The organism is Paraburkholderia sp. J76, from assembly GCF_905220295.1.
In the GTDB taxonomy this organism is placed as follows: domain Bacteria; phylum Pseudomonadota; class Gammaproteobacteria; order Burkholderiales; family Burkholderiaceae; genus Paraburkholderia.
On the sequence record NZ_CAJMZJ010000002.1, the window covers coordinates 498,198 to 524,114 of the forward strand.

24 protein-coding genes are annotated in these 25,917 nt (G+C 65.1%); 12 read left to right on the forward strand and 12 right to left on the reverse strand.

Annotation, left to right across the window (positions count from 1 at the left end; all coding sequences use genetic code 11):
• The first annotated feature begins 41 nt into the window (after positions 1–41).
• The 8 genes from U5768_RS05790 to U5768_RS05825 all read left to right on the forward strand — a co-directional run bounded on the left by U5768_RS05790 (position 42) and on the right by U5768_RS05825 (position 8,812).
• Positions 42–992 carry an ABC transporter substrate-binding protein gene (locus tag U5768_RS05790; RefSeq protein ID WP_415913861.1) on the forward strand — a complete coding sequence of 317 codons (951 nt, stop codon included), beginning with the start codon at positions 42–44 and terminating at the stop codon, positions 990–992.
• Between the two features lie 96 nt (positions 993–1,088).
• Positions 1,089–2,612, forward strand: coding sequence for a sugar ABC transporter ATP-binding protein (locus tag U5768_RS05795; protein ID WP_322029411.1), 1,524 nt, complete (start codon positions 1,089–1,091; stop codon positions 2,610–2,612).
• Positions 2,609–3,646, forward strand: coding sequence for an ABC transporter permease (locus U5768_RS05800; RefSeq protein ID WP_322029412.1), 1,038 nt, complete (start codon positions 2,609–2,611; stop codon positions 3,644–3,646). Before U5768_RS05795 ends, U5768_RS05800 begins: the two co-directional genes overlap by 4 nt.
• A 33-nt stretch (positions 3,647–3,679) precedes the next feature.
• Positions 3,680–4,825 carry a galactofuranose ABC transporter, permease protein YjfF gene (gene yjfF / locus U5768_RS05805; protein ID WP_322029413.1) on the forward strand — a complete coding sequence of 382 codons (1,146 nt, stop codon included), beginning with the start codon at positions 3,680–3,682 and terminating at the stop codon, positions 4,823–4,825.
• Positions 4,826–5,078: 253 nt separating this feature from the next.
• Positions 5,079–6,182, forward strand: coding sequence for a sugar ABC transporter substrate-binding protein (locus U5768_RS05810; RefSeq protein ID WP_322029414.1), 1,104 nt, complete (start codon positions 5,079–5,081; stop codon positions 6,180–6,182).
• A gap of 27 nt (positions 6,183–6,209) precedes the next feature.
• Entirely contained in the window at positions 6,210–7,223 is a 1,014-nt protein-coding gene (locus tag U5768_RS05815; protein ID WP_322029415.1) for an ABC transporter permease, read from the forward strand.
• Positions 7,223–8,032: an ATP-binding cassette domain-containing protein gene (locus U5768_RS05820; RefSeq protein ID WP_322029416.1), complete on the forward strand. Its 810-nt coding sequence runs from the start codon at positions 7,223–7,225 to the stop codon at positions 8,030–8,032. Before U5768_RS05815 ends, U5768_RS05820 begins: the two co-directional genes overlap by 1 nt.
• Before the next feature lie 54 nt (positions 8,033–8,086).
• A complete protein-coding gene (locus U5768_RS05825; RefSeq protein ID WP_322029417.1) occupies positions 8,087–8,812 on the forward strand; it encodes a FadR/GntR family transcriptional regulator in 726 nt (241 codons plus the stop codon).
• A 59-nt stretch (positions 8,813–8,871) separates the two neighbouring features.
• Here the strand turns inward: U5768_RS05825 and araH are convergent, their stop codons facing one another.
• From araH to U5768_RS05855, 6 genes are all read right to left on the reverse strand, one after another.
• Positions 8,872–9,882: an L-arabinose ABC transporter permease AraH gene (araH, locus tag U5768_RS05830; RefSeq protein ID WP_322029418.1), complete on the reverse strand. Its 1,011-nt coding sequence runs from the start codon at positions 9,880–9,882 to the stop codon at positions 8,872–8,874.
• 76 nt (positions 9,883–9,958) lie between these two features.
• Positions 9,959–11,503, reverse strand: coding sequence for an L-arabinose ABC transporter ATP-binding protein AraG (araG, locus tag U5768_RS05835; protein WP_322029419.1), 1,545 nt, complete (start codon positions 11,501–11,503; stop codon positions 9,959–9,961).
• Between the two features lie 67 nt (positions 11,504–11,570).
• Complete coding sequence (locus tag U5768_RS05840; protein WP_322029420.1) at positions 11,571–12,575, reverse strand: arabinose ABC transporter substrate-binding protein; 1,005 nt, start codon at positions 12,573–12,575, stop codon at positions 11,571–11,573.
• 48 nt (positions 12,576–12,623) lie between these two features.
• Entirely contained in the window at positions 12,624–13,562 is a 939-nt protein-coding gene (locus U5768_RS05845) for a Gfo/Idh/MocA family oxidoreductase (RefSeq protein WP_322029421.1), read from the reverse strand.
• A 56-nt stretch (positions 13,563–13,618) separates the two neighbouring features.
• The gene (locus tag U5768_RS05850) at positions 13,619–14,548 is read right to left on the reverse strand and encodes a dihydrodipicolinate synthase family protein (RefSeq protein WP_322029422.1); all 930 of its coding nucleotides are present in this window, start codon (positions 14,546–14,548) and stop codon (positions 13,619–13,621) included.
• A gap of 179 nt (positions 14,549–14,727) precedes the next feature.
• Positions 14,728–16,479: an IlvD/Edd family dehydratase gene (locus tag U5768_RS05855; protein ID WP_322029423.1), complete on the reverse strand. Its 1,752-nt coding sequence runs from the start codon at positions 16,477–16,479 to the stop codon at positions 14,728–14,730.
• Positions 16,480–16,645: 166 nt separating this feature from the next.
• Between U5768_RS05855 and U5768_RS05860 the strand changes: the two genes are divergently transcribed.
• A complete protein-coding gene (locus tag U5768_RS05860) occupies positions 16,646–17,641 on the forward strand; it encodes a LysR substrate-binding domain-containing protein (RefSeq protein ID WP_322029424.1) in 996 nt (331 codons plus the stop codon).
• 34 nt (positions 17,642–17,675) lie between these two features.
• Positions 17,676–18,536, forward strand: a complete 861-nt coding sequence (locus tag U5768_RS05865) for a class I SAM-dependent methyltransferase (protein WP_322029425.1) — start codon at positions 17,676–17,678, stop codon at positions 18,534–18,536.
• Between the two features lie 49 nt (positions 18,537–18,585).
• Here the strand turns inward: U5768_RS05865 and U5768_RS05870 are convergent, their stop codons facing one another.
• A complete protein-coding gene (locus U5768_RS05870; protein WP_322029426.1) occupies positions 18,586–18,882 on the reverse strand; it encodes a DUF4148 domain-containing protein in 297 nt (98 codons plus the stop codon).
• A gap of 79 nt (positions 18,883–18,961) precedes the next feature.
• Here U5768_RS05870 and U5768_RS31945 point away from each other — a divergent pair, with 79 nt between their 5' ends.
• A complete protein-coding gene (locus U5768_RS31945) occupies positions 18,962–19,171 on the forward strand; it encodes a hypothetical protein (protein WP_415913862.1) in 210 nt (69 codons plus the stop codon).
• Here the strand turns inward: U5768_RS31945 and U5768_RS05880 are convergent.
• The 5 genes from U5768_RS05880 to U5768_RS05900 form a co-directional block, all read right to left on the reverse strand.
• The gene (locus U5768_RS05880; RefSeq protein ID WP_322029428.1) at positions 19,152–19,613 is read right to left on the reverse strand and encodes a ribonuclease; all 462 of its coding nucleotides are present in this window, start codon (positions 19,611–19,613) and stop codon (positions 19,152–19,154) included. The genes U5768_RS31945 and U5768_RS05880 overlap by 20 nt on opposite strands.
• 423 nt (positions 19,614–20,036) lie before the next feature.
• Positions 20,037–20,777 carry a 3-ketoacyl-ACP reductase gene (locus U5768_RS05885; protein WP_322029429.1) on the reverse strand — a complete coding sequence of 247 codons (741 nt, stop codon included), beginning with the start codon at positions 20,775–20,777 and terminating at the stop codon, positions 20,037–20,039.
• 370 nt (positions 20,778–21,147) lie between these two features.
• A complete protein-coding gene (locus tag U5768_RS05890) occupies positions 21,148–21,399 on the reverse strand; it encodes a hypothetical protein (RefSeq protein WP_322029430.1) in 252 nt (83 codons plus the stop codon).
• Positions 21,400–21,482: 83 nt separating this feature from the next.
• The gene (locus U5768_RS05895) at positions 21,483–23,447 is read right to left on the reverse strand and encodes an AI-2E family transporter (protein WP_322029431.1); all 1,965 of its coding nucleotides are present in this window, start codon (positions 23,445–23,447) and stop codon (positions 21,483–21,485) included.
• 112 nt (positions 23,448–23,559) lie between these two features.
• Positions 23,560–24,246, reverse strand: a complete 687-nt coding sequence (locus U5768_RS05900; RefSeq protein ID WP_322029432.1) for an ABC transporter substrate-binding protein — start codon at positions 24,244–24,246, stop codon at positions 23,560–23,562.
• A 790-nt stretch (positions 24,247–25,036) separates the two neighbouring features.
• On the opposite strand from U5768_RS05900, the gene U5768_RS05905 reads away from it, so the two are divergent.
• On the forward strand, positions 25,037–25,903 hold the full coding sequence (locus U5768_RS05905) for an STAS domain-containing protein (protein WP_322029433.1): 867 nt from the start codon (positions 25,037–25,039) through the stop codon (positions 25,901–25,903).
• Positions 25,904–25,917: the final 14 nt, after the last annotated feature.

The following is a 25,917-nucleotide window of genomic DNA, read 5'->3' on the forward strand; positions in this document are numbered from 1 at the left end:
ATAGAGCTACATCGGAGACTCGCATGAAACTGGTAACTCGCATGGCAGGCGGGCTGGTCGCTGCGGCGGCCGCTTTCTCGTTGGCGGCGGGCGTCGCGCACGCCGAAGACAAGCAGATCACGCTGGGCTTCGCCCAGGTCGGCGCGGAAAGCGCCTGGCGCACGGCGAATACGGTGTCGGTCAAGGCGGCCGCCAAAGACGCCGGCATCAATCTCAAGTTCTCGGACGCCCAGCAAAAGCAGGAAAACCAGATCAAGGCGATCCGCTCGTATATCGCCCAGAAGGTGGACGTGATCGCGTTTTCGCCCGTGGTGGAGTCGGGCTGGGAACCGGTGCTCCAGGAAGCCAAACGCGCGAAGATTCCCGTGATTCTCACGGACCGCAACATCGACGTGAAAGACCAGTCGCTCTACGTGACCATGATCGGCTCGGACTTCATGGAAGAAGGCCGCCGCGCGGGCAAGTGGCTTGAAGATCACTACAAGAACAATCCCGGTCCCATCAATATCGTCGAATTGCAGGGCACGGTGGGTTCCGCGCCGGCCAACGACCGTCATTCGGGCCTCATGGAAGTGATCAAGAACGATCCGAAGTTCAAGATCATCGCGTCGCAAAGCGGCGACTTCACGCTGGCCGGCGGCAAGCAGGTCATGGAAGCGTTCGCGAAGACGTACGGAAACAAGATCAACGTGGTCTACGCGCATAACGACGACATGGCGCTCGGCGCGATCCAGGCCATGGAAGAAGCGGGTATGAAGCCGGGCAAGGACGTCAGCGTCGTGTCGTTCGACGCCACCAAGGGCGGCTTCGAGGCGATGATCGCCGGCAAGATGAACGTGGATGTGGAGTGCAGCCCGCTGCTCGGACCGCAGCTCATGTCCGCCGTGAAAGACGTCGTGGCGGGCAAGCAGTTGCCCAAACGCATCGTGACGAACGAAACGGTGTTCCCGATGGACGTGGCGGCGCAGGTGCTGCCGTCGCGCAAGTACTAAACTGGCTTGCCGGGCGGCGCGGTGTGCTTCGTAGACCTGAGTAATTAAGGGTTTTACGAAGCACGCCGCGCGCTCGAGCCTCTTTCACGGTTGCCCATGAGCGTTTCCCCGATACTCGAAACCGTCGGTCTTACCCGAACCTTCCCCGGCGTGCGCGCGCTCGACCGGGTCGATTTTCGTCTGTACCCCGGCGAGATCCATACGCTGATGGGCCAGAACGGCGCCGGCAAATCCACGCTCATCAACGTGCTGACGGGCGTGCACCAGCCCGAGGCGGGCGAGATACGCCTCGCGGGCGAGCCGGTACACTTCCCGACGCCGCAGATGGCGGAAGCCGCCGGCATCCAGACGCTCTATCAGGAAGTCAACCTCTGCCCCAACCTCTCGGTGGCGGAGAATATTTTCGCGGGCCGCCAGCCGCGCAAGCGCGGGCTCGGCCTGATCGACTGGAAGACGATTCACCGCCGCGCGGAAGAAGCGCTCGCGGAACTGAATCTTTCGCTCGACGTCACGCAGTCGCTCGACACGTACCCTATCGCCATGCAGCAGATGGTGGCGATTGCGCGCGCGGTGTCCGTCGATGCACGCATCCTGATTCTCGACGAACCGACTTCGAGCCTCGACGAAGGCGAAGTCGCGCGCCTGTTCGACGTGCTGCGCAAGCTGAAAGCGTCGGGCATCGCGATCCTGTTCGTCACGCATTTTCTGGAGCAGACCTACGCCATTTCCGATCGCATCACCGTGATGCGCAATGGCGAGCGCGAGGGCGAATATCTCGCCGCCGACCTGCCTGTGCAAACGCTGGTCGCGAAGATGGTGGGCCTGCAAAACGCGGGCGAGCGGCTCACGCAAGCCGAACCGGCGCGCAGCGAAGCGGCTGCTTCGGACACCAAACCGTATCTCGCGGCGCAAGGCGTGGCGCGCCGCGGCGTGCTCAATCCGCTCGATCTGGAAGTTCAGCCGGGGCAGATTCTGGGTCTCGCCGGGCTGCTCGGCTCGGGCCGCACGGAAACCGCGCGCCTGCTGTTCGGCGCGGATAAGGCCGATGCGGGCACCGTGCACATCAACGGCCAGGCGGTGAAGCTTTCCTCGCCGCGCGACGCCGTGCGCCACGGCATGGCCTATTGCCCCGAAGACCGCAAGAAGGAAGGCATCGTCGCCGATCTGTCGATACGCGAAAACATCGTGCTCGCGCTACAGGCGCAACTGGGCTGGTGGCGCATGATCCGGCGCTCGCGCCAGCGCGAACTGGCCAACGAATATATCGAGCAACTGGGCATCAAGGCGCGCGATGCGGAGCAGCCGATTGGGCTGCTTTCGGGCGGCAATCAGCAGAAGGTATTGCTCGCGCGCTGGCTCGCGACCAAGCCACGTTTGCTCATCCTCGACGAACCCACCCGCGGCATCGACGTGGCCGCCAAATTCGAAATCATGGACCGCGTGCGCGCGCTGTGCGCGAAAGGTCTTGGCATTCTGTTCATTTCGTCGGAGATCAGCGAAGTGGTGCGCGTGAGCGACCGCATCGCCGTGTTGCGCGACCGGCGCAAGGTGGCCGAGCTTTCGGGCGCGGCGCGCTCGGAGCACGAAGTCTACGACCTCATTGCCGGAGACCGTCGATGACGCGCCCCGCCCTTCCCGCCTGGCTCTCGCTCGTCATCCGGCATCCGCTGGTGTGGCCGGCAGTGACGCTCATCGCCCTGTTCGTCGTCGATGTCGCGCATCGCGGCAACTTCCTCGCCATCACGATGCTTGGCGGCCACCTGTTCGGCGCGCCCATCGACATCCTCATGCGCGCCGCGCCGCTCGTCGTAGTGTCGCTCGGCATGACGCTCGTGATCGCCACGCGCGGCATCGACATTTCCGTGGGCGCCGTCGTGGCGATTGCGGGTGCGGCGGCCGCGACAGTGCTCGCCGCCGATCCATCGCGCGTGGGCCTCGCGTTCGGCGCGGCGCTCGCGGTGGGCCTGCTCGCAGGCATCTGGAACGGCCTGCTCGTCGCGTTCGTCGGCATGCAGCCGATCATCGCCACGCTCATTCTGATGGTGGCGGGGCGCGGCGTGGCGCAGTTGCTCACGGGCGGCCAGATCATTCCCATCGGCGCGCCCGGCTATCTTTTCGCGGGCGGCGGCTATTTCGCGCTCATCCCATGCGCCGTGTGGATCGCGATTGCCGTGACCGTGCTCACCGCGCTCATCGTCAACCGCACGGCGCTCGGGCTCTTCATCCGCTCGATCGGCGTGAATCCGGTGGCCGCGCGTCTCGCGGGTTTGTCGTCGCAAGCCGTGGTGTTCGGCGCTTACGCATTCTGCGGCGTGACCGCTGCGATTGCGGGCATTCTCATCAGCTCGAACGTGCGCAGCGCGGACGGCAACAACGCGGGCCTGTTGCTCGAACTCGACGCCATTCTCGCCGTGACGCTCGGGGGCACCTCGCTGCTGGGCGGACGCTTCAGTCTTGCGGGCACCGTGCTCGGCGCGCTCATCATCCAGACGCTCACCTACACCACCTATTCGATCGGCGTGCCGCCCGAGGCCACGCTCGTCGTGAAGGCCGTGGTCGTGCTGCTCGTGTGCCTGATCCAGTCGCCCGCCGCGCGCACCTTCGCGCTCCAGCAACTCAAGCGTATCGCTCTCGCACGCCGCGCGCGCGCCTGAGCACCCCGTGCACCCATACGAGGGAAGCCGAGCATGAACCGCCCTGCCCTGTCCTTATCCAACGCATTCGCGGCGTGCCGGCGCGGCGCCAGCCGCTTCGTCGATCCGCGCGTGCTGCCCATCGTCGTGACGGTCGTGCTCTTTGCCGTGCTGTTCGGCTTCGGCTCGGTCATGTACACCGGGTTCTTTTCGCTCCAGGTAGCCTTCGGTCTGCTCGTCGACAATGCGTTCCTGCTGATCGTCGCCATCGGCATGACGTTCGTGATCATCTCGGGCGGCATCGATCTTTCGGTGGGCGCCGTAGTCGCGCTCACCACGATTCTCTGCGCCGTGGGCACCGAAAAGCTGCACTGGCCCGTGCTCGTGGTCGTGCCGCTCGTTCTGATCTGCGGCGCGCTTTACGGCGCGGCAATGGGCGCGCTGATCCACTTCTTCCGGCTGCAACCCTTCATCATCACGCTCGCGGGCATGTTCCTCGCGCGCGGCACGTGTTTTCTCATCACCACCGAATCCATCCAGATCAACGACCCCGGCTTTCACGCGCTCTCCGAATTCAGCATTCCAGTGGGCAGCGGGTCGCTCACCACGGGCTCGCTCACGGCCATCGCCATGCTGATCGCGGGCATCGTCATCGCGCACTTCACGCGCTTTGGGCGCAACGTCTACGCGATCGGCGGCAACGAGCGCTCCGCGCTGCTCATGGGCCTGCCGGTGGCGCGCACCAAGATCGGCGTGTATGCGCTCTCGGGGTTCTGTTCGGCGCTCGGCGGCGTGGTGTTTACGCTTTATGTGCTCTCGGGCTACGGATTGCAGGCGCAAGGCATGGAACTCGACGCCATCGCCGCGACGGTGATCGGCGGCACGCTGCTCACGGGCGGCGTGGGCTATGTGATCGGCTCGGTGTTCGGCGTGGGCATCCTCGGCACGATCCAGACGCTCATCACCTTCGACGGCACGCTCAGTTCGTGGTGGACGCGCATCGTGATCGGCGCGCTGCTGTGCGCGTTCTGCCTCATGCAGCGCGCCACCGAGCGCCATGCCGCGCGCCGCAAATCCACCGGCACGGGACGCGGTGCACCGCGCGCCACGCGCTCGCGCACCCAACCCGCGACGCCTATGGACCAGGCCAGGCTCGCGAGCCCGCCGCCTCATCTGCACGAAGCGAAGGGCGGCGCGTAAGCCAGTTGTCATTGTGACTGCAGCCTATGGAGTAGTTACGGGTATACATGGATTAGGAGGCCTCATCACGCTGCACTAAGATTTTTGCGGTACCGTCGGCGCCTTGCGAACACACGTTCGCAGCGGATGTCTGGCGCGTCACGGCTCCATTCAGCGAGCGTGGCGTGCGCGTTCTCCGGTACTGTCCAGTATCTGCACGCTTTTCGACGAAAAGTCGACTACATCGACCACGAAGACAAGACCGGAGGAAAACATGGCGCAGGATCGGGATGACGCAAAAGACGGCAAAAGCTTGATCGACACAGGCCGGCGCGGCCTGATGCAGGGCGCGGGGTTGGGCGCGGCGCTTTCGCTGCTCGGCGCGGTGGGCGGCGGCGGACTCATTTCCACGGCGCAGGCGGCCGAATCGGGATTCCCCTCGCACAAGAAGTGGAAAATCGTGTTCGTCAACCACGTCACCACGAATCCGTTCTTCGTGCCGACGCAATACGGCATTCAGGACGCGTGCGGTCTGCTCAACATGGACTATCAGTGGACCGGCTCGGCCACGTCCGACGCGGGCGAAATGGTACGCGCCGTGAATGCGGCGATCGCGGCGAAGGCCGACGCGATCGCTGTGCCGATCGTGGATCCCACCGCTTTCGACAAGCCCATCCAGGCAGCGCTCGACGCGGGCATTCCCGTGTTCGCCTATAACGCCGACGCGCCGCGCGGCAAGAAGAGCCCGCGCCTTGCCTATATCGGCCAGGACCTGTATCTCTCGGGCTACCAGATGGGCGAGCGCATCGTGAGCCTCGTCGACAGCGGCCTCGTCGCCCTCTTCATCGCCACGCCGGGCCAGCTCAACATCCAGCCGCGTCTGGACGGAGCGAGCGACGCGATCAAGAAGTCCGGCAAGAAGATCGAAATCCAGACCGTGGCCACGGGCGCGACCGTCAACGAAGAGCTTTCGAAGATCAAGTCGTTCTATCTCGGCCACCAGGACGTGAAGGGCATGTTCGCCGTGGACGCGGGCAGCACCCAGGGCGTGGCGCAGGTGATGAAGGAATCGAACCTGCCTTCGAAGGGCGTGCACGGCGGCGGCTTCGACCTGCTGCCCACCACGGTCCAGCTCATTCACGAAGGCTTCCTCGACTTCACGATCGACCAGCAGCCGTACGTGCAGGGCTTCTACACGGTCATGCAGGCGTTCGTGACGCTCGCGTCGGGCGGTCTTGTCGGTCCGGCCGATACGAACACGGGCCTGAAGTTCGTGACGAAGGACACGGTCGAGCCGTACCTCAATACCTCGACGCGTTACGAAGGCAAGACCACCAAGCCGCAAATCGTGCCGATGAACGGCGCGATCAAGTCCTGACGAACCGGCCGCAACGAACGACGAGTGATGAACTCCGTGAACGAAACTGGCAAGGCTGAAGTGACCGCGCGGGCTGCTGCCCGCCCGCGCGGGCAATGGCTCTCCGCGTGGGCGCCCGAGCTGCGTATTCTGCTCGTGGCGGTGATCCTCGCGGCGTACTTCGAATTTTCCAACCGCGATTTCCTGCTTACCAACGCGAGTCTAGTCAACCTCTCGCAGTTCATCGCGCCTGTGGCGATCATCGCGTTCGGCGAAATCATGCTGATGATCGGCGGCGACATCGATCTTTCGGCCGGCATGGTGTTCGCCTTCGCGCCATTCATGATGGTGTTCGCCAACGACGCCGGCGCGCCCATGTGGCTCGCCGTGATCGCGGGGCTCGTGGCCGCGGGTATCGTGGGCTTCGTGAACGGCGCCGTGACCGTATGGCTGCGGCTGCCCTCGTTCGTCACGACGCTCGGCACGCTCTTTCTCATCAACGGCATCACGCTCACCATCTCGCGCGGCACGCCGGTGCAAACGCCGGGCTCGCCCGAATTCGCGGCCTTCATGGGCGCGTGGGGCTACAGCGAGATTCTCTGGACAATCGTGATCGCGTTTGCCATGCACGTGCTATTGCGGCACACGCGCTGGGGCCTGCATACGCAGGCGGCGGGCGCGAATCCGCTCGGCGCGAGCGAGGCCGGCATTCACGTGAACCGGCTGCGGCTCGGCAACTTCGTCATTGCCGCCGTGCTCGCGGGCTTCACCGGCATTCTGGAAGGCTTTCGCATCACCTCGATCGACCCGCAGGCAGGCGGCAACCAGATCATGTTCCTCGCCGTGGCTTCGGCCGTGATCGGCGGCACGCCGCTCACGGGCGGCTCGGGCACGATCGTGGGCGGCCTGATCGGCGCGGCGGTGCTCGGCATTCTCAACGACGGCTTCACGCTCATCGGCATCAACGCGTTCACGTTCAACATCATCCTCGGCGCCGCCATTCTCGCCGCCATGGTCTTCAACATCCACGTTGGGCGCCTGCGCCGCAAAGGGAGCCGATGATGGACGAACCGCAAGCTGCACCGGGCGGCGCAACCGCCACGGCTGACACGCCGCTCGCGCTGCGCGGCGACAACATCGTCAAGCGCTTCGGCGCGGTCACGGCGCTCGACGGCGTTTCGCTCACGCTCGGGCGCGGCGAAATTCTCGGCATTCTCGGCGACAACGGCGCGGGCAAATCCACGCTCGTGAAAATTCTCACGGGCTTTCATCAGCAAACGAGCGGCACGCTGCAAATCGACGGCAACGAAACGTTGCTGCGCTCGGTGGACCACGCGCGCTCGCTCGGCATCGAATGCGTTTATCAGGATCTCGCGCTCGCCAATTCGCTGAGCATTTATCACAACATGTTCCTGAACCGCGAGATCGTGCGGCGCGGCCCCTTCAAACTGCTCGACCACAAGCAGATGCGCGCGCGCGCCGCGCAACTGCTCGACGACATCGGCGTGCACGTGCCTTCGGTGGACCTGCCGGTGGAGCGGCTTTCGGGCGGCCAGCGCCAGGCCATCGCGGTGGCGCGCGCCGTGCATTCCAACGCCAGGATCCTTCTGCTCGACGAACCGCTCGCCGCGATGGGGGCGCGCGAAGCCGGTCTCATCATCGATCTCATCATGCGGTTGAAGGAGAAAGGCGGCCTATCGATTATCATGATCATGCACAACTATGCGCAGACGCTCGACATTGCGGATCGCATCATGTTGATGCAGCGAGGCCGCGTGACGTACGAGCAGCGCAGCGCCAATACATCGGTGGCTGAACTGATGGACATCGTGCGGCGGGAATATCGGGCCATGCGCGCCACCAGCGCGTAATGAACCTATAAACAAGGGGGGCGCTCCGATCGGGTAGCCCCCGGCCGGACAATCATGGATTACCGCAATCTAGAGAAACGCAAGAGCATGCACGCGCGCATCGTGCAGGAACTTGGCATGCAGATCGTCGGCGGCTCGCTCGCCCCTGGGCAGCGTCTGCCCGCCGAACCCACGTTGTGCGAAACCTACGGCGTGAGCCGCCCCGTGCTACGCGAGGCCACGCGCGTACTGGTCGCCAAGGGCCTCGTGGTGTCGAAGCCGCGCGTGGGCAGTGTCGTGCGAGCGCGCGAAGATTGGCACATGCTCGATCCCGACGTGCTGTACTGGACCGTCAACAGCATTCCCGAGGGCGAATTCTTCCGCTCGCTCATGACCGTGCGGCAGATCATCGAGCCCGCCGCCGCCGCGCTCGCCGCGATTTCGGCGAACGACGAAGACCGCGCCCGCATTACCGCCGCGTACGCGCGCATGGAGGAGGCGCAAACCGCCGCCGACCTGCTCGAGCCCGATCTGGAATTCCATCGCGCGATCATGGCGGCCACGCATAACAACATGCTCGCCTACATCGGCAACATGCTCTCGCTCGCGCTTTCCGAGTCGATCAAGCTCACGAGCCGTCATCCCAACACACATGCGCTTTCCTTGCCGCGCCACAAGGCGATTCTCACGGCGATCGAGCACGGCGACGCGCTCGCGGCGCGGCAAGCGAGCGTCGTGCAGCTCGACAATGCGCGCGCCGACGCCAACTCGATTCTGGGCGGCGCTCCGCTGGGAACGTAGCCGCTCGCGCACGTCACGCACGAAGGCCGCCGCGCTCATACGGCGCCTCATACGGCCTGTTAGACCGCCCGCTTGCTGCGGCGGAACTGGTCGAACAGCACGGCGAGCAGCAGAATGCCGCCGCGAATGAGGTACTGATAGAACGTCGGCACGTTCATGAGGCTCATGGCGTCCTGCACCGCGCCCATGATGAGCACGCCGACCAGCACGCCCGAAATGGTCGCCACGCCGCCCGTGAGCGACACGCCGCCCAGCACGCACGCCGAGATCACGCCGAGTTCGAGGCCCACGGAAGTCTTCGGGTCGCCAAGGCTCATGCGCGAGGCCAGCATCACGCCCGCGAAGCCCGTAATGAGCCCTTGCAGCACGAACACCGTGATCTTGATGCGCGTGACCGGCAAGCCCGCGAGGCGCGCCGCTTCGCTATTGCCGCCCACGGCCAGCACGTTCTTGCCGAACACGGTTTTCTTGAGCAGGAAACCGAACACCACGAAGCCGATGATGTTGCTCCAGATCGGAAACGAAATGCCGAGAAACGAGCCGCCGCCCAGATCGAAGAAGCGCTCTTCGGAGATCATCACGGCGTCGCCGTTCGAGGTGAGGAACGCGAGGCCGCGCACCGCCTCCATCATCGCGAGCGTGGCGATCAGCGAGTTGATCTTGAAGCGCGCGATCAGCACGCCGTTCACGAGCCCAACCGCACCGCCCGCGAGCACGCCCGCGGCAATGCCGAGCAGCACGCTATGCGACTGCGTGATGACCGTGGAGGCAACCACGCCCGAAAACGCGACGATGGAAGCGACCGAAAGATCGACCTCGCCCAGCGCGAGCACGAACATCATCGTGACGGCGATCGAGCCGATCAGCGTGACGGAGAGCAGCAGGCCCTGAATGTTGCGGGTCGTGAGGAAGTCGGGCACCGTTGCGGAGAGCACCGCGAACAGCACCACGAACACCACCACGATGCCCGATTTGTTGATCATGTCCCACGCCCGCGCGCGCTGGGGAGTTATGGGCGCGGCGGCTTCGTTGACGGTAGGCGTGCCCTGTGGCTGCATGGCTTCACTCATTTCTGGTTCATCGTTTCGGACCGGTCACGCGACCTTGTTGCGCGCGCAACCGGAAAGGCAAAAAAAGCGTTCCGCGTTAGCGCGGCAGCGCCATCTTGATCAGTTCGTCGGGTGTGGCTTCGGCCTTGGGCAGGCTGCCCGCAATGCGGCCTTCGCGCATGACGATGATGCGGTCCGACACGCCGATCACTTCGGCAAGATCGCTCGACACCATGATCACGGTCTTGCCCGCTTCCGCAAGCTCGTAGAGCAGGTTGTAGATCTCGGCGCGCGCGCCCACGTCGATGCCGCGCGTGGGCTCGTCCATCAGGAACACTTCGATGCGCTCGGCGAGCCAGCGCGACAGGATCACCTTCTGCTGGTTGCCGCCCGAAAGCGTGCCGATGGCCGTGTCGCCATTGCGCGTCTTGATCGCGAGTTTCCTGATGAAGTCCTGCGCGAGATCGCGCTCGCGACGCGCGTCGAGCAGGAAGCGCGCGGGGCTGAAGTGACGGCGCGCGCTGATGTTGAGGTTGTCGGCCACCGAGGCGATCGCGACGATGCCTTCCTGCTTGCGGTCCTCGGGGCATAGCGCGAGGCCCGCGCGCACGGCGTCGCGCGGGCTTGCGAAGTTCACGCGCTTGCCGCCAAGCTCGACGTGACCCGCGCTTGCACGCGTCGCGCCGTAAATCAGCTTCATGAGTTCCGAGCGGCCCGCGCCCACGAGCCCGAAAAAGCCGACGATCTCGCCGCGCCGCGCCGCGAACGACACCGGGTCGGCCAGGCCCGGCCCAAGCAGGCCCTTCGCTTCGATCAGCACTTCGCCCGCTTCGCGCGGACGATAGCCGTACACGTCCTCGATCGAGCGGCCCACCATCGCGGCAATCAGCCGGTTGCGTTCGAGGTCGGCCACCGAATCGAACGTCTCGATGCGCTTGCCGTCGCGGAACACCGTCACGCGGTCGCACAGTTCGTAGACTTCGTCCATGCGGTGCGTGACATAGATGATCGCGCGGCCGTCCGCGCGCAGCGCGTTGATGATGCGAAAGAGGTTCTCGGTCTCGCGCGCCGAGAGCGAACTGGTCGGTTCGTCGAAGGCGATCACGCGCGCATTGCGCATGAGCGCCTTGCCGATTTCGATCATCTGCCGCTGGCCGATGGAGAGGTTCTTCACCGGCGTGCGCGGGTCGATGCGCTCGCCAAGGCGCTTGAGTTCACCCATCGCGCGCTTGACGAGCGTGCCTTCGTCGAGCACGCCGAGGCGGTTGGGCAACTGCCCGAGCATCAGGTTTTCCGCCACCGTCAACTCGGGCACGAGATGCAGTTCCTGATAGATGATCGCGATACCCGCTTCGAGCGCCGCCTTCGTGGTCGCGAAGCGATGCTCCGCGCCACCCAGCTTGAGCGTGCCCTCCTGCGGCTGGTTCACGCCCGAGAGCACCTTGAGCAGCGTGGATTTGCCCGCGCCGTTCTCGCCCATCAAGCCGTGCACTTCGCCGGCACGCACTTCCAGCGCCACGCGGTCGAGCGCACGCACACCCGGAAAACTCACGGTAATGCCGTCGAGTTCCAGATATGCGCGATTCCCCTGTTGAGCGCTCGCACTCGTGTTCGCTTTTGCCTGCGCATTTGCGTCAGTCATGGTTTCAGTCATTGCATCCCTGCCCTATCCCGTCTCGACCGTGCGTTACGCAGTCCTTATTTGCCTGTTAAATACCCAGCTCGCTGCGCACGGCCGTCCAGTTGTCGCGCGTCATCAGCTTGCCGGTAGTCTGCGTGTCGGCGACAGGCTGCTTGCCGGCGCGAATCCAGTCGACGAGGTTCTCGGCGCTTTCCTTGCCGTGGTTCGTCGAACTCACCGCGATCGTGCCGTAGAAGCCCGTGGGCTGCTTCTTCTGGAACTCGGCGAACGCTTCGCCCGCGCCGTTGATGCCCACGCCGATCACGTCAGCCGAAGGAATATGCAGTTGCTCGGTTGCGCGCACGGCGCCCAGCACGCTTTCTTCGTTGAGCGCGAACACCACCCACTTCTTGATGTTCGGATGTTGTGCGAGCACCGGCGACGCCGCATTGAAGCCGCCTTCGTCGTCGGTGGTCTTTTGCGGGGCGTCGAAGATGTTTTCCTTCTTGAAGCCGCCAGCCAGCAACGATTGCGTCGCGCCGTCCGTGCGCAGCTTCGCCGTGGGCAGTTCATAGTCGGTGATGCGCAGCGCGCCGACTTCTTCCGGCTTCCAGCCGCGGCGCTTCATTTCGTCGGTGATCGCCTGACCGACCTGATTGCCGATCTTGAACGCCGACATGCCGAGGTGCGGCACGTTGGCGAGCGGCTTGCCCGACGAGTCCACGAGCTGGTCGTCCACCGTCACGAACTTCATGTTGTAGCGCTTGGCGCGCGCCTGAATGGCCGGTCCGAGGCGCACGTCGGGCGCGCAGATCACGAAGCCCTGTGCGCCTTGTGCGCCGAGGTTGTCGATGGCGGCGAGCACCTTCTCGCCGTCGGGCGTGCCGATGTTCACCACCGAAAAGTTCTCCTTCTGGCCGAGCGCCGTAGCCGCTTTCTGCTCGTTGATGAACCATGCCTGTTCCGGCATCTTCACGAGAAAGCCGATCTTCACGGGCGAGTCGGCGTGCGCCGCCACGTTCATGCCGAGCGGGGCGATGCACATCGCCGCGAATGCGGCACGAAGGGTCAAGCGGCGGATCTTGCTGGTCATGCTCCTGTCTCCTCAGGTTGTGGTTTTGCTGCTGTCTGTAGTGCGTAATCAATGCGTCTGGTGGCCGAAGGCCTCGACTTCGATGTGCCGGCCCAGCAGGAACGCGTCCGCCACGAGGCGCAGCGGGCGCACGTCCACGTCGTCGGTGCCGTGGGCGACCAACCAGTGAAAACGCTCATAGAGCGCCGAATATTCCCGCTCGGCTTCGAGCGCGACGGGTTCGCCCGCAATCGTGAGACGCTTGCCGCCTTCCGCGATCGAGAGCAAGCCGTCCGTTGTCTCCACATCGATTTCCCATTGCTCGACCGGGCCGTGGCGCCAGTCGAACTCGGCGCGCACGGGCACGCCATCGGTGTCGATGCAGTCGAGTTCCGCGGCGATGGGCGTGGCGCAATCGCCCGGCACGTGCAGCGTCGCGCCCTGCAGCAACACTTCGCGCGGCAGGATACGCGTGACGATGGAAAGCGCGTTGATGCCCGGATCGAACACGCCCAGGCCGCCCGGTTCCCAGATCCACTGCTGACCCGGATGCCAGCGGCGCACGTCTTCCTTCCAGCGCACGTGCACGGCGCGGAGGGTGCGCCCGGCAAGCCACGCGCGCGCGGGTTCCACGGCGCTCGCGCAGCGCGAGTGCCACGTGGTGAACAGCGTGCGCCCGCGCTTTTGCGCGAGTTCGCGCAGCGCCTCGACCTCGCTCACGCTCGCGCCCGGCGGCTTTTCGAGCATCACGTGCTTACCCGCTTCGAGGGCTGCGCGCGCCTGCGCATAGCGCACCTGCGGCGGCGCGCACAGCGACACGGCGTCGAGATCGGACTCGGCGGCCAGCAGCGCGCCGATGTCCTTGTAGTTGCGCACGTTCTCCACTTCCGCGTTGCGGCTCGCGCTCGCAACGAGTTCGAAACCGGGATTGCCCGCGATGGCAGGCAGATGCTGATCGCGCGCAATCTTGCCCACGCCGACGATGCCCAACGTATAGGACGCTTTCATGACGTATCTCCGCCCCTTCTTTTCAGGGAGAATTTTTATTACGGATGACGAATGAATTATTTACCCCAGCGCAGCACGAGCGGATCGAGACGGCGTGCAATCTCGACCAGTTCGGCGCGCGTCGCGGGATTCATCGCGGGCAGCGGGTGGCGCGGCAGTTCGCACTCGATCACGCCGCCTTCCTTCATCAGCGACTTGCAGGCAAGCAGGCCCGCCTGGCGGTTCTCGTGATTGATGAGCGGCAGCCACTTCTGATAAAGCGCGAATGCGTCGTCGGCGCGGCCTTCGCGGTGGGCTTCGATGATCGGGCGTATGCCGTCCGGAAAACCGCCGCCCGTCATGGAGCCGGTTGCGCCCGCGTTGAGATCGGCGAGCAGCGTGATGGCTTCTTCGCCGTCCCACGGGCCTTCGGCGGCTTCGCCCGCCAGCTTGATCAGCTCGCGCAGCTTGTTCGCGGCGCCCGGCGTTTCGATCTTGAAGTACGAGACCTGTTCGATCTCGCGAGCCATGCGCGCGAGGAACGCCGCGGAGAGCACCGTGCCGCTCGCGGGCGCGTCCTGAATCATGACCGGAATGTCGATCGCGTCGGACACGCGCGCGTAGAAGTCGTAAATCTGCTGCTCGGGCACGCGGAAGGTCGCGCCGTGATACGGCGGCATGAGCATCACCATCGCCGCGCCCTGCTCCTGCGCGCGCTTGCTGCGCGCGGCGGCGATGGAGGTGCCGTAGTGCGTGGTCGTCACGATCACGGGCACGCGGCCCGCCACGTGCTCGAGCACGGTGCGCGTGATGAGTTCGCGCTCGTCGTCGGAGAGCGAGAACTGCTCCGAGAAGTTCGCGAGAATGCACAGGCCGTCCGAGCCCGCGTCGATCATGAAATCGACGGCGCGCTTCTGGCTTGCGAGATCCAGTTCTCCGGTTTCGGTGAACGTGGTCGGCACGACAGGGAAAATGCCCCGGTAGCGGGGCGTACGGCTCGTAGTCATGTCTTCAGTCCTGCTTGATAAAGGGTGTCGGGCCGCGCCTTTTACGCAAAGCCGTTCCGCGGTGGAATTGCTCGCGTCGGACGCCTTGACAATGGTAGGCAACCCGGGCGCCAAACCCTAGCCTTACGTGAAGAGGATGCACGCGAACCGCGCGCGCCCCGCCTCGATCCATCCAGCACCTAGTGCGAATGCCGCGGCACCGCCGCCCCGCGTTTGCCGACGAGGAAGTCGAGATCGCAACCTTCGTCGGCCTGCAGCACGTGATCGACATAGAGGCGCGCATAGCCGCCCTTGCCGAGTTGTTCCGCCACGCCCGGCGCGGCCGCCGGATCGACGTCGCTCAAACGGCGCGCGAGTTCCTCGTCGCTGATGTCGAGATGCAGCCGGCCCGCTTCGCAGTCCAGCTCGATCCAGTCGCCGTTGCGCACCGCCGCGAGCGGGCCGCCCGCCGCCGCTTCGGGCGCGACGTGCAGGACCACGGTGCCGTATGCCGTGCCGCTCATGCGCGCGTCCGAAATGCGCACCATGTCCTTCACGCCCTGGCGCAGCAGCTTGGGCGGCAGGCCCATGTTGCCCACCTCGGCCATGCCGGGGTAGCCGCGCGGGCCGCAGTTCTTCATCACGAGGATCGAGTCGCGGTCGACGTCGAGCGATTCGTCGCCGATGGTCGCCTTGTAGTGATCGAAGTTTTCGAACACCACGGCGCGGCCGCGATGCCTGAGCAATTCGGGCGTGGCCGCCGAAGGCTTGAGCACCGCGCCGCGCGGCGCGAGATTGCCGCGCAGGATACAGATGCCGCCGTCCGCGATCAATGGGTTGTCGAGTTGACGAATCACTTCGTCGTTGTAGTTGGGCGCTTCGCGCACGTTGTCCCAGATGGACTTGCCGTTCGCCGTGAGCGCATCCGGATGCGGCAGCAGATTCGCTTCGCCAAGCCGGCGCAGCACGGCAGGCAGTCCGCCCGCGTAATAGAACTCTTCCATCAGGAAGCGGCCCGAAGGCTGCAAGTCGACGATGGTCGGCGTGTTGCGGCCAATGCGCTGCCAGTCTTCGAGTTCGAGGTCCACGCCAATGCGGCCCGCAATCGCCTTTAGATGGATCACGGCGTTGGTCGAGCCGCCAATGGCCGCGTTCGTGCGAATGGCGTTCTCGAATGCCTCGCGCGTGAGGATCTTCGAGAGCTTCAGGTCTTCCAGCGCCATCTGCACGATGCGGATGCCGGACATGTGCGCGAGCACGTAGCGGCGCGCATCCACCGCCGGAATCGCGGCGTTGTGCGGCAGCGAAACGCCGAGCGATTCGGCCATGCAGGCCATCGTCGAGGCAGTGCCCATGGTGTTGCACGTGCCCGCCGAGCGCGACATGCCCGCTTCTGCCGAAAGGAACTGGTGCAGATCGATCTCGCCCGCCTTTAGCTCCTCGTGCAGGCGCCACACCACCGTACCCGAGCCGATGTCCTTGCCTTCGTGCTTGCCGTTGAGCATCGGGCCGCCCGTCACGACGATGGCGGGCACGTCCACGCTCGCGGCGCCCATCAGCAGCGCGGGCGTGGTCTTGTCGCAGCCGCACAGCAGCACGACGGCGTCGATGGGATTGCCGCGAATCGCTTCTTCCACGTCCATGGAAGCGAGATTGCGCGTGAGCATGGCCGAGGGGCGCAGATTCGATTCGCCGTTCGAGAACACGGGAAACTCGACCGGGAAGCCGCCCGCCTCATAAATGCCGCGCTTCACGTGCTCGGCGAGCTTGCGGAAATGCGCGTTGCAGGGCGTGAGTTCCGACCACGTGTTGCAGATGCCGATAATCGGGCGCCCATCGAATTCGTGATCGGGAATGCCCTGATTCTTCATCCAGCTTCGGTACATGAAGCCGTTCTTGTCCGTGGTGCCGAACCACTGTTGGGAGCGCAGTTTGGGTTTGGTTTCCGACATCGTATTCGTCTTGTGGTGCGGGAGATCGCTCAATCTTTCGAGCGCCAGGTTCGGCACAGTCTAGGGATAAGTCTGATAACCTTCTAATGAAAAAATGGACGCTTCCGATATCGAAATCGGCATTGGTATAAACACCTAAAACTATTTGGGAAATCAGGCGAAAGACATGCTCGACACGAGCCCCTGGTACGTGCGCACGCGGCTGAAAACGCGTCAACTGCTCCTCGTCGTGGCGCTGGCCGAGGAAGGCAATATTCACCGCGCGGCAGCGGCGCTGAGCATGACGCAGCCCGCCGCCTCGAAGCTCCTGCGCGAACTCGAAGACATGCTCGGCGCGGTGCTGTTCGAGCGCATGCCGCGCGGCATGCGGCCAACGCTTTACGGCGACGCGCTGATCCGCCACGCGCGCGCCGTGCTCGGCAGCCTCGACCAGGCGCAGGAGGAACTGAGCGCGCTCAAGGCGGGGCGCCTTGGTCACGTGGCGGTGGGCGCGATCACGTCGCCTGGCGTGCGCGTGCTGCCGGCCGCCGTCGCGGCGGTCAAACGCACGAATGCGAATCTGCGCGTTTCCGTGGAGATCGACGCCAGTAACGTGCTGCTCGAACACCTCGCGCAGGACAAGCTCGACGTGGTGCTAGGCCGCCTTTCCTCCGAACACGACACGCTCCAGTTGCGCTACGAGCCGCTTGCCGGCGAACCCGTGTGCGCCGTGGTGCGGCCCGGGCATCCCATGCTCGGGGAAGCAGCGGACAAGGTGCAGTCTCGCGCCCAGCCGATCGCACTCGCCGACATCGCGCGCGCCACGTGGGTCGTGCCGCCTGTCGGCAGCGTGCTGCGCCACCGCTTCGAACTGATGTTCCAGCGCGCGAGCCTCGCGCCGCCATCGAACGTGGTGGAAACGCCCGCGCTGCTTTTCATTACGCGCGTGCTGGAGCAAAGCGACATGATCGCCGTGCTCACCGAGGACGTGGCGCGCTACTACGCGGCGCACGGCATGGTCGCGATCCTGCCCGTGCCGATGGATTGCCAGATGGACGATTTCGGCATCATCACGCGCGCGGACGGCCTCTTGACGCCCGCGGCGAGCGTGATGATCGAGGCGCTGCGTCGAGTGAGCGCCGACATTTACGGGGCGCGCGCCCGCGAACACGCCGCGCGATAATCGTGCGACGACACCCGCCACAAAGGACCGAACCATGCCCGCCAGCCACGCCGCCGCTCCCGACAGCACCGCCATTCGCGTCGCGTTGTGGCGCGCGCTGCACGTTCAAGTCGACGACGCGCCCCACGTGCTCGAAGACGAAACCGGCATGCAGATCGCCGCGCCGGAGTCGAACTGGCGCGAACGCCCCGATATGCATCCTGAAGGCACGCGCGGCTATCGTGCATCCATCGTCGGGCGGGCGCGCTTTGTCGAAGACCTCGTGGCGCAACAGGCCGCGAAGGGGCTTGCGCAACAGTACGCGATTCTCGGCGCGGGACTCGACACGTTCGCGCAGCGCCGGCCCGAGATCGCCTCGCGCCTGCACGTGTATGAGGTGGACAAGCCGGGAACGCAGGCGTGGAAGCGTCAACGGCTCATGGAGCTGGGCTTTCGCGAGCAGGAATGGCTGCGTTTCGTGCCCGTGGATTTCGAGGCCGGCGAGACATGGTGGGAACGGCTCGCCGTTGCCGGATTCGATGCGGGGCGCCCTGCGGTAATCGCGTCAACGGGCGTCTCCATGTATCTCACGCGCGAGGCGAATCTCGCGACGCTGCGCCAGATCGCGCAGCTCGCACCGGGTTCGACGCTCGTCATGACGTTCCTGTTGCCGCTCGATCTCATCGACGAACCCGAGCGCGCGCAGCACGCCGCCGTGTATGAACGCGCGAAGGCGGCAGGCACGCCATTCGTGAGCTTCTTCGCACCGGACGAAATGCTCGCGCTCGCGCGCGAAGCGGGGTTGCGCGACGCGCGCCATGTGTCGACCGCGGATCTCACCGCGCGTTATTTCGCACACCGTAGCGATGGACTTCGGCCCGCGAGCGGCGAGTCGATTCTCGTCGCGACGGCTTGAGACCGCTTCATGACCGCTTCATGGCGGGTGGCCGCGTCTCCTCGTGAATTCACCCGGACAGGAGCGGCTTGCACTCCGTTTCGAACCAGTAGTCGACGAGGCGCTGCGCCGCCTGCAGATCCTCCGGATAGTAAGGGTCGTCCCAGGGCGGCGGGTTGTAGCCCGCCTTCCGCAAGGCCGCAAGTTCGCTCGTGTTTTGCGCCCTCGTCACAGGCGCGTTGCTTCTGAGCGCCGCGAGGTCGCGGCACTCCGTCTCGCTCAGATGGGGTCCGTTTTGCGGCACGCCGCCGGCGGCGCACCCAGCCAGCAGGAGCGCCAGCGCAATCAACATCGGGCGGTTTTCCATAGAGCATCTCCACGCGTCCGAATGGCCGTAGTGCGGCCGAAGAAACGTACCGTCATTCAATCGCGAGTTGCTGAACCCGGTGCTGCGCGCGGATCAGGCAGGCGAAACCACGTTTGCCGGGTTTGGACCCGGCGCGTGGACGGCGGGCGTGGTTCGATACGACGCCGATCTGGTTCGCCGATGCGTCAGTTACTTCGGCAGCGACGGCGAAACGCACCTCGAAAACTATCCTGAAGTGACGGTGCGAAATCCGCACAACCGAAGGCGCTTTATTCAGCAATGCGCTTGAAACTGGCGTAGTAATTGTCGGTGTAGTAGCACTCGCCGGTCTGCTTGCGCGGTCCGCCGCACACGATCCGGCGCTGCCCGCGATCCGTCGCGCCGGGCGTGATAACCGTGTACGTGTGGTAGTAGCCGCGCGGATGCTTCGGCAGCAAAAGCGCACTGTTACGGAACAGCACGCCATCGTCGGGATAGGGATACGGGCCGGCCGCCTTGATCAGCCGGAGTGTATCGCCAGCTTGCGGCGGCAACTGCGCCTGAGTGATGGTGCCCAGCGTGCCCCCCGCTTGCGCACCCGATGCAGCAGGTGTGCCGCTTGCGCCCGACGCCGGCGCCTCGCTTGCGGAGGCGCCCGATGCCGCGGTGACGCTTCGCGAACTGTCCTTGCCGCATCCGCAGAGGATCGCGCTCAAGGCGACGAGGCAGGAGAAAGCCCACGCGTTCTTCACGAAACGGTTCTCCTCTCGTTGCCCGGAACTCGACGGCCAGGATAAGCGTAAAGGTAGCGCGAATGGCGGGACGAATCAATTGGCCGAACAATTGCCCGAACACTCGCCTGAAGCGGGCCCTGGGTTTCCACCCACTCAACCCAACGCGCGCGCCGCCGTTAAATCACTCATGGAGCATGGCGGCCGGTCGTACGACTTGCGGATCGTCCTGCCAGGCCCCATACCCTGTCCCTGACTGTTGGGGACCACGCAGAGTCGAAATTGGGCGCCGGGAGTCCGCTCCCGGCGCATTTTTCTTTGGCCGACCTGCCAGACGCACGATAGACGGCGCCCAAAAACACGAAGCGGGAGCCGGCTCGACGCCGCTCCCGCCAGATCGCTTCGTTGTACTCACAAGCACCGCGCAACCCGCCGCGGCGACGCTCAACTCATGTGCAGACCGCCGTTGAGCGAGAAGTCGGCGCCGGTCGAAAAGCCCGCTTCGTCGGATGCGAGCCAGGCCACGATAGAAGCGATTTCCATCGGCTCGCCGAGGCGACGCACCGGAATGCTGTCGACGATCTTCGAGAGCACTTCGGGCTTCACCGCCTTCACCATGTCCGTGCCGATGTAGCCCGGCGAAACGGTATTGACGGTCACGCCTTTGGTCGCCACTTCCTGCGCGAGCGCCATGGTGAAGCCGTGAATGCCGGCCTTGGCCGTGGAGTAATTCGTCTGACCGAACTGGCCTTTCTGCCCGTTCACCGACGAAATGTTGATCACCCGCCCGAAGCCCCGCTCGATCATGCCGTCGATCACCTGCTTCGTGACGTTGAAAAGGCTCGTGAGATTCGTGTCGATCACCGCGATCCAGTCTTCATGCGTCATTTTGCGGAACACGACGTCGCGGGTAATGCCCGCGTTATTGACCAGAATGTCGATCTCGCCGACTTCCTTCTTCACCTTTTCGAACGCGGCGGTCGTGGAGTCCCAGTCGGCCACGTTGCCTTCGGACGCGACGAACTCGTAGCCTTGCGCTTTCTGCTCGTCGAGCCAGCGCGTTTTGCGCTGCGAATTCGGGCCGCAGCCCGCGACCACCGTGTAGCCATCCTTGTGCAGACGCTGGCAGATGGCCGTTCCGATGCCGCCCATGCCGCCGGTCACGTAGGCAATACGCTTTGCCATAGATCCTCCTTTTGCTTTAGGGGGTAGGTGAGTTGGAAAAGACTCTGGAGGATGGAGTCAGTTTGACGAGCGCCACCCGGCCGGGCGATGGGGAAATACCCGTACAGGGAAACGCCTGCGGCAACCATTCCGTAAGATCAGTGTGCCCGCCTTGCCGCGACGCCAGCGGGCCGAACAAGCCTAGCAGCGTCCTTTGGGGGACACAAGACGCTCGCGTCGCGCGGCGTGGGCAAAAGCACACAATTGCCTGGCATGCCTCAATAAACGCACGGGCGACGATGTGTTTTGCATAAGAACACGGCCCGATCTGCCCGGGCCACTAACACATCGAGCCGCGTACAGGCCGGACCGCGAAGGCGTGTTCGAGACATCAAAGGCCGGCGGCCAGACGCTCGTTGCCGAATGCCGCGGGCAGCGCCGCCACGTCGTCCAGACGGCCCAACGCTTCGAGCAGCGAGCGGCCCGCAATCGTCAGCGAAAGCCGGCGATGGCCTTCCTTCCATTGCTCGAGCGCCACCAGTTGACGCTCGAGCAGCGTATCCAGCTCCTGACGGTTCATATCGATCTGGTCCGGCGAATGGCGGACCAGCATCAGCGTGGCGAATTCCTTGGGGCTCAGCACGGTTGTCTCCCAGTAACTTTCATGCCGCAACCAGGGCACAGGGCCGCATATATTCGAGCCTTAATGTGACACGGGCGTGACTGTCACAATTTCGCGCCCGCGCGGTATTGATCCTGCATATCGGGCGTTGCCACCCCTTTTTCGGGCGGCGGAACATGCGCGGGCACGAGCGCCACGCCGCATTCCTCCACGAGGTTGCGCAGCGAGGTGGGAAAGAGCGTGCCGGGGTCGTCGGCGATGCCCGCGCCGTCTTCCCGCAGCGCCGCGCCGATGCCTACCACGATGGTCGCGTCAGGCGCGCGCTCGCGCAGCCGCCGCACGAGATTGCGCAGGTACGGCGCCGACTCGGGCGCGTCGAGCGACACCACGCAGATGGCGGGCGAGCGCTCGTCGATCATGGCTCCGCGCGTGGCGCGCACTTCGTCGTACGTGGTGGCCGTGCACGGAATATTGCCGCGCATGAGCAACTGGCAGACGATCGCCGCCGCCACGTCGTCGAACGCGCCGCGGCCGGGCACGCAAAGCACCTCGCCCGCGTCGGGCGAGAGCGTGAACTCGATGACCTTCGCGCCTTCGTCCGCACGTTCGGCGGACTCCGCCGCGCGCTTCGCGCTCTCGTCTTCGGCGGCGGCGTGGCGCGAATCGTCCACCGATTCGAGGTCCTCGATAATGTCGAGCAGCGCCTGGTTGATGCGCGCGACCTGCTCGGCGGGCAGCACGCCGCGTATGGCGTCGTTGCGCGCGAAGCGCAGACCTTCGAACACCACCTGCTCGTAGTAGTCGATGAGCGGCATGGTCGTGAGCAGCCGGTCGGCCTGCAGCAGCGCCTCGTGCGGATCGTCGGCGAGCAGGCGCTGGTAGCAGGTTTGCGCGGGCGTGAGCGCGGGCTGGTCGCCCAGCAGGATCGTGAGGAAGTTCAGGCGATCGACATAGCGGCCCAGCGTGACGATGCACAGCGTGAGCGGCGTGGAGAGCACGAGCCCGACCGGCCCCCACAGCCAGCTCCAGAAGATCGCCGCCACCACCACGGCGAGCGGAGAAAGACCCGAGCGCCGGCCGTACAGCATCGGCTCGGCGAACTGCCCCGCCACCACGTCCACGATGATGAAGAAGATCAGCGTCATGACGCCCATGGTCCACTGCGGCTGCGTGGCCGCGGCCACGATCGTCGCCATGACCGCGGCGATCCAGATGCCGATGTACGGCACGAAGCGCATGAGCGCGGCCACCGCGCCGAACAGCAGCGCGCCCGGCACGCCGATGCCCGCCAGCCCCAGCGCGATCACCCCGCCCACCGTGACGTTCACGCCGAGCTGGGCGACGAAGTAGCGCGAGAGCCGCTGCGAGGCGTCGTTGATGGCGGTCGTGGTGCGGTGCAGGTCGTCGGAGCCGAACACGCTGATGAGCCGGTCGCGCAGGTCCTCGCGCTGGAACAGGATGAAGATCGTCACCACGAGCACGATGAAGGTCGTTTCGAGCGGCGCGATAGCTGGAGCAAGCGCCTTTTGCGCAAGCGTAAGCGGCGTGGGCGCGGGGTTGTGGATCTCCACCGGCATGGGCTGCTGCGGCTGGTTGCGCGCCGCGCGCCCGCGCGGCTGCGGCGGCGCGGGCGGCGGCGTGGGCGTCACGCGCTGGAGCGCGGTGGCGGCGCGCGCCATGAGCGAATCGGCGCGGCCCACCGTTTTTTCCTGAATCGTTTCCACTTTCTGCTCGATCTCCTCCTGGTACTGCGGCAGGGAGGCAGAAAGCTGGTAGATCTGCGCGGCGATCAGCGCGCCCACGCCGGCGAGCGCGAGCACGGTAGTGAGCACCGCCACGAGAATGGCGAAGAACTGCGGCACGTGAAAGCGCCGCAGCATGGTCACGAGCGGCGCCAGCAAAAAGCTCAGCAGCACCGAGAGCGTGATGGGAATCAGCACCGCGCGCCCGAAATACAGGCCGCACACCACGACCACGCCGGTAATGACGGAGGCGAGACTGTGCAGCGTGGGCGGGCTGGGCGGAAACACCCGGTTGCGTCGGCCCTGCGGCGGCAGCGGGAAATTCATGTCGGTTCGGATCGGCAAAAAGGGAACACAAGGACTACGTCTGCGTACGGCTGTCCAGATTTTCGCAGGTCGCGCAACCGACGCGCAAAAACCGCGCGCCGCCGGGTGTGCGTCACTGCGTTTGCGTCTTGCCCGACACGAGTTCCTGATTGCGCGCGGCGAGGAACTGGATCAGCCCATCCACGCCGCCCTGCTGGATCTTCTCGTTGAACTGCTGGCGATAGGTCTGGATCAGCCACGCACCGAGCACGTTGAGGTCGTAAAGCCGCCAGCCCTGCGGCGTCTTGTACAGGCGGTAATCGATTTCAGCGGGATTGCCGTTGGTCTGCGCGAGCGTGCGCACCACGACGTCGGTGTCGCCGGGAGACGTGCGCATGGGCGGATAGTCGATCTTCTGGTCCGGCTTCAGTTGCGCGATGGCGCCCGAGTAGAGATGGATCAGCAATAGCTGGAATTCCTGCTCGATCTGCGCCTGCTGCGCGGGCGTGGCCGTGCGCCAGTGCGGCCCCATGGCGAGGCGCGTGGTCCGGCGAAAATCGACGTACGGAAGAATGTCGCGGTTGACGATGTCCTGGATGCGCGCGATGTCGTCGGGCGCGACGGCCTTCGTGCGCACCTCGTCGAGCACCTGCTGCGTGGCGGTCTTGATGAGCGCCTGCGGGTCCGACTGATCCACCTCGGCCGCTTGAGCCCCTTGAGCCCCTTGAGCCGCTTGAGCCGCTTGAGCCGCTTGAGCCCCTTGAGCGAACGCCGCCGTAGCGGGCAGTAACGACAAACACCACGCGAGAAGCGCGGTCATGCGAAATAACCTGGTCATCGATATCTCTGGCAATGGCGGGAGGGGCGAAGCCACGCGCCGCGCGTGCGCGCGTCAGCGCACAGTCTAGCGGGTCGGGCGCGGCGAGGTCGGGCTGCTGCGCGGCCCGCTTGTGCTCGCGCGTTCACGCGCGGGGCCTGCCTGGGTGCGCCCCGGAGTCCGTGAGAAACGCCTCCAGCCCGAATAGCCAGGCCACACAAAACGAGAGACGCGAAAGCACGCCCGGCGCCGGCTCGTCCTGGCTCTCCCCGGCGTTATCGTTCAATGTGCTCTCGCCCGACGCGAGCGCGCTTCCGAGCGGCGCGGACGGAGTCGACAGCGGCGATTGCCGGCGAGAAAAGGATTCGGGCTCCATGGCTTACAGTGCTCCCCAGTGCGAACGGATTGTTATTGGCGCAAGGGAATAAGCAAGACACATACCAGCCCGCCGGCATTGCACCCGGCTTCGCCCTCGCAACGTTCGCGAATCTGGCAGCAAACCACCAGGCAGACCGCGCCCTGTAAAAACTACAAGCGCGTAACGGCAAACCGGGAAACTGCGCTCTCGCCAGGCTCACCAGTCGTTGCGCGGGCAACCAGGCACGAAAAACGCATGCAGCGACACGCTCGCGCCGTCGCCCGGCTTCCGTACCCGCGTAATCGATTCAATTGGCGCCAATTTCACCTTGATTGCGTCGCAGTCTCAAATTTAATTGGGATCGAATCGACTCAATGGTGTAAGGTGCTCCGGTTCGTCTCACCGACGAGGCGCGCCCCACGCTCAGGAGCTTGTATGAACACAACCGAACAGGTTCGCATTGCGGACATACTCGGCCAGCATCGCGACACGCTGCTTGCCGAATGGCTGCGTCTGCATCTGCCGATCGCGCTGCGCCGCGGCCTCGCGATGGAAGGAGAAATTCGCGAGCAGTTCTCGGCGTTCCTGAACGTCTTTCTCGACACGCTGCCGAACACCCAAACCTTCGATGCGGGCCGCCCCGAGTGGGAACCGGTGCGCATGTTCCTCGCGGACATGTCGGCGCATCGCGCGCGTCAGGGTTACACGCCGCTCGAAACGGCCACCTTCGTGTTCTCGTTCAAGGAGCCGCTCTACGCGCGCCTGCGCGAGGCGTATGCGCAGAGTCCCGCAGAACTCGCCCAGGTGAGCTGGCAGGTGAACCTGCTGCTCGACGGCTTCGGCCTCTATACCACCGACGTCTTCCAGAAAAGCCGCGAAGCGATCATCGCGCGGCAGCAGGAAGAGCTGCTGGAACTGTCCACGCCGGTCGTGCAGCTTTGGGAAGGCATTCTCGCGCTGCCGCTCATCGGCACGCTCGATTCCTCGCGCACCCAGGTCGTGATGGAGAGCCTGCTGCAGAAGATCGTCGACACGGGCGCGGGCCTCGCGATCATCGACATCACGGGCGTGCCCACCGTGGACACGCTCGTCGCGCAGCATCTGCTCAAGACCGTGGCCGCCGCGCGTCTCATGGGCGCGGACTGCATCATCAGCGGCATCCGGCCGCAGATCGCGCAGACCATCGTGCACCTGGGCGTCGACCTCACCAACGTCACGACCAAGTCCACGCTCGCCGACGCCTTCGTCATCGCGCTGCAGCGCATCGGCGCGACCATCATCACGCCGAAAGCCACAGCCTGAACGCCATTGACCGG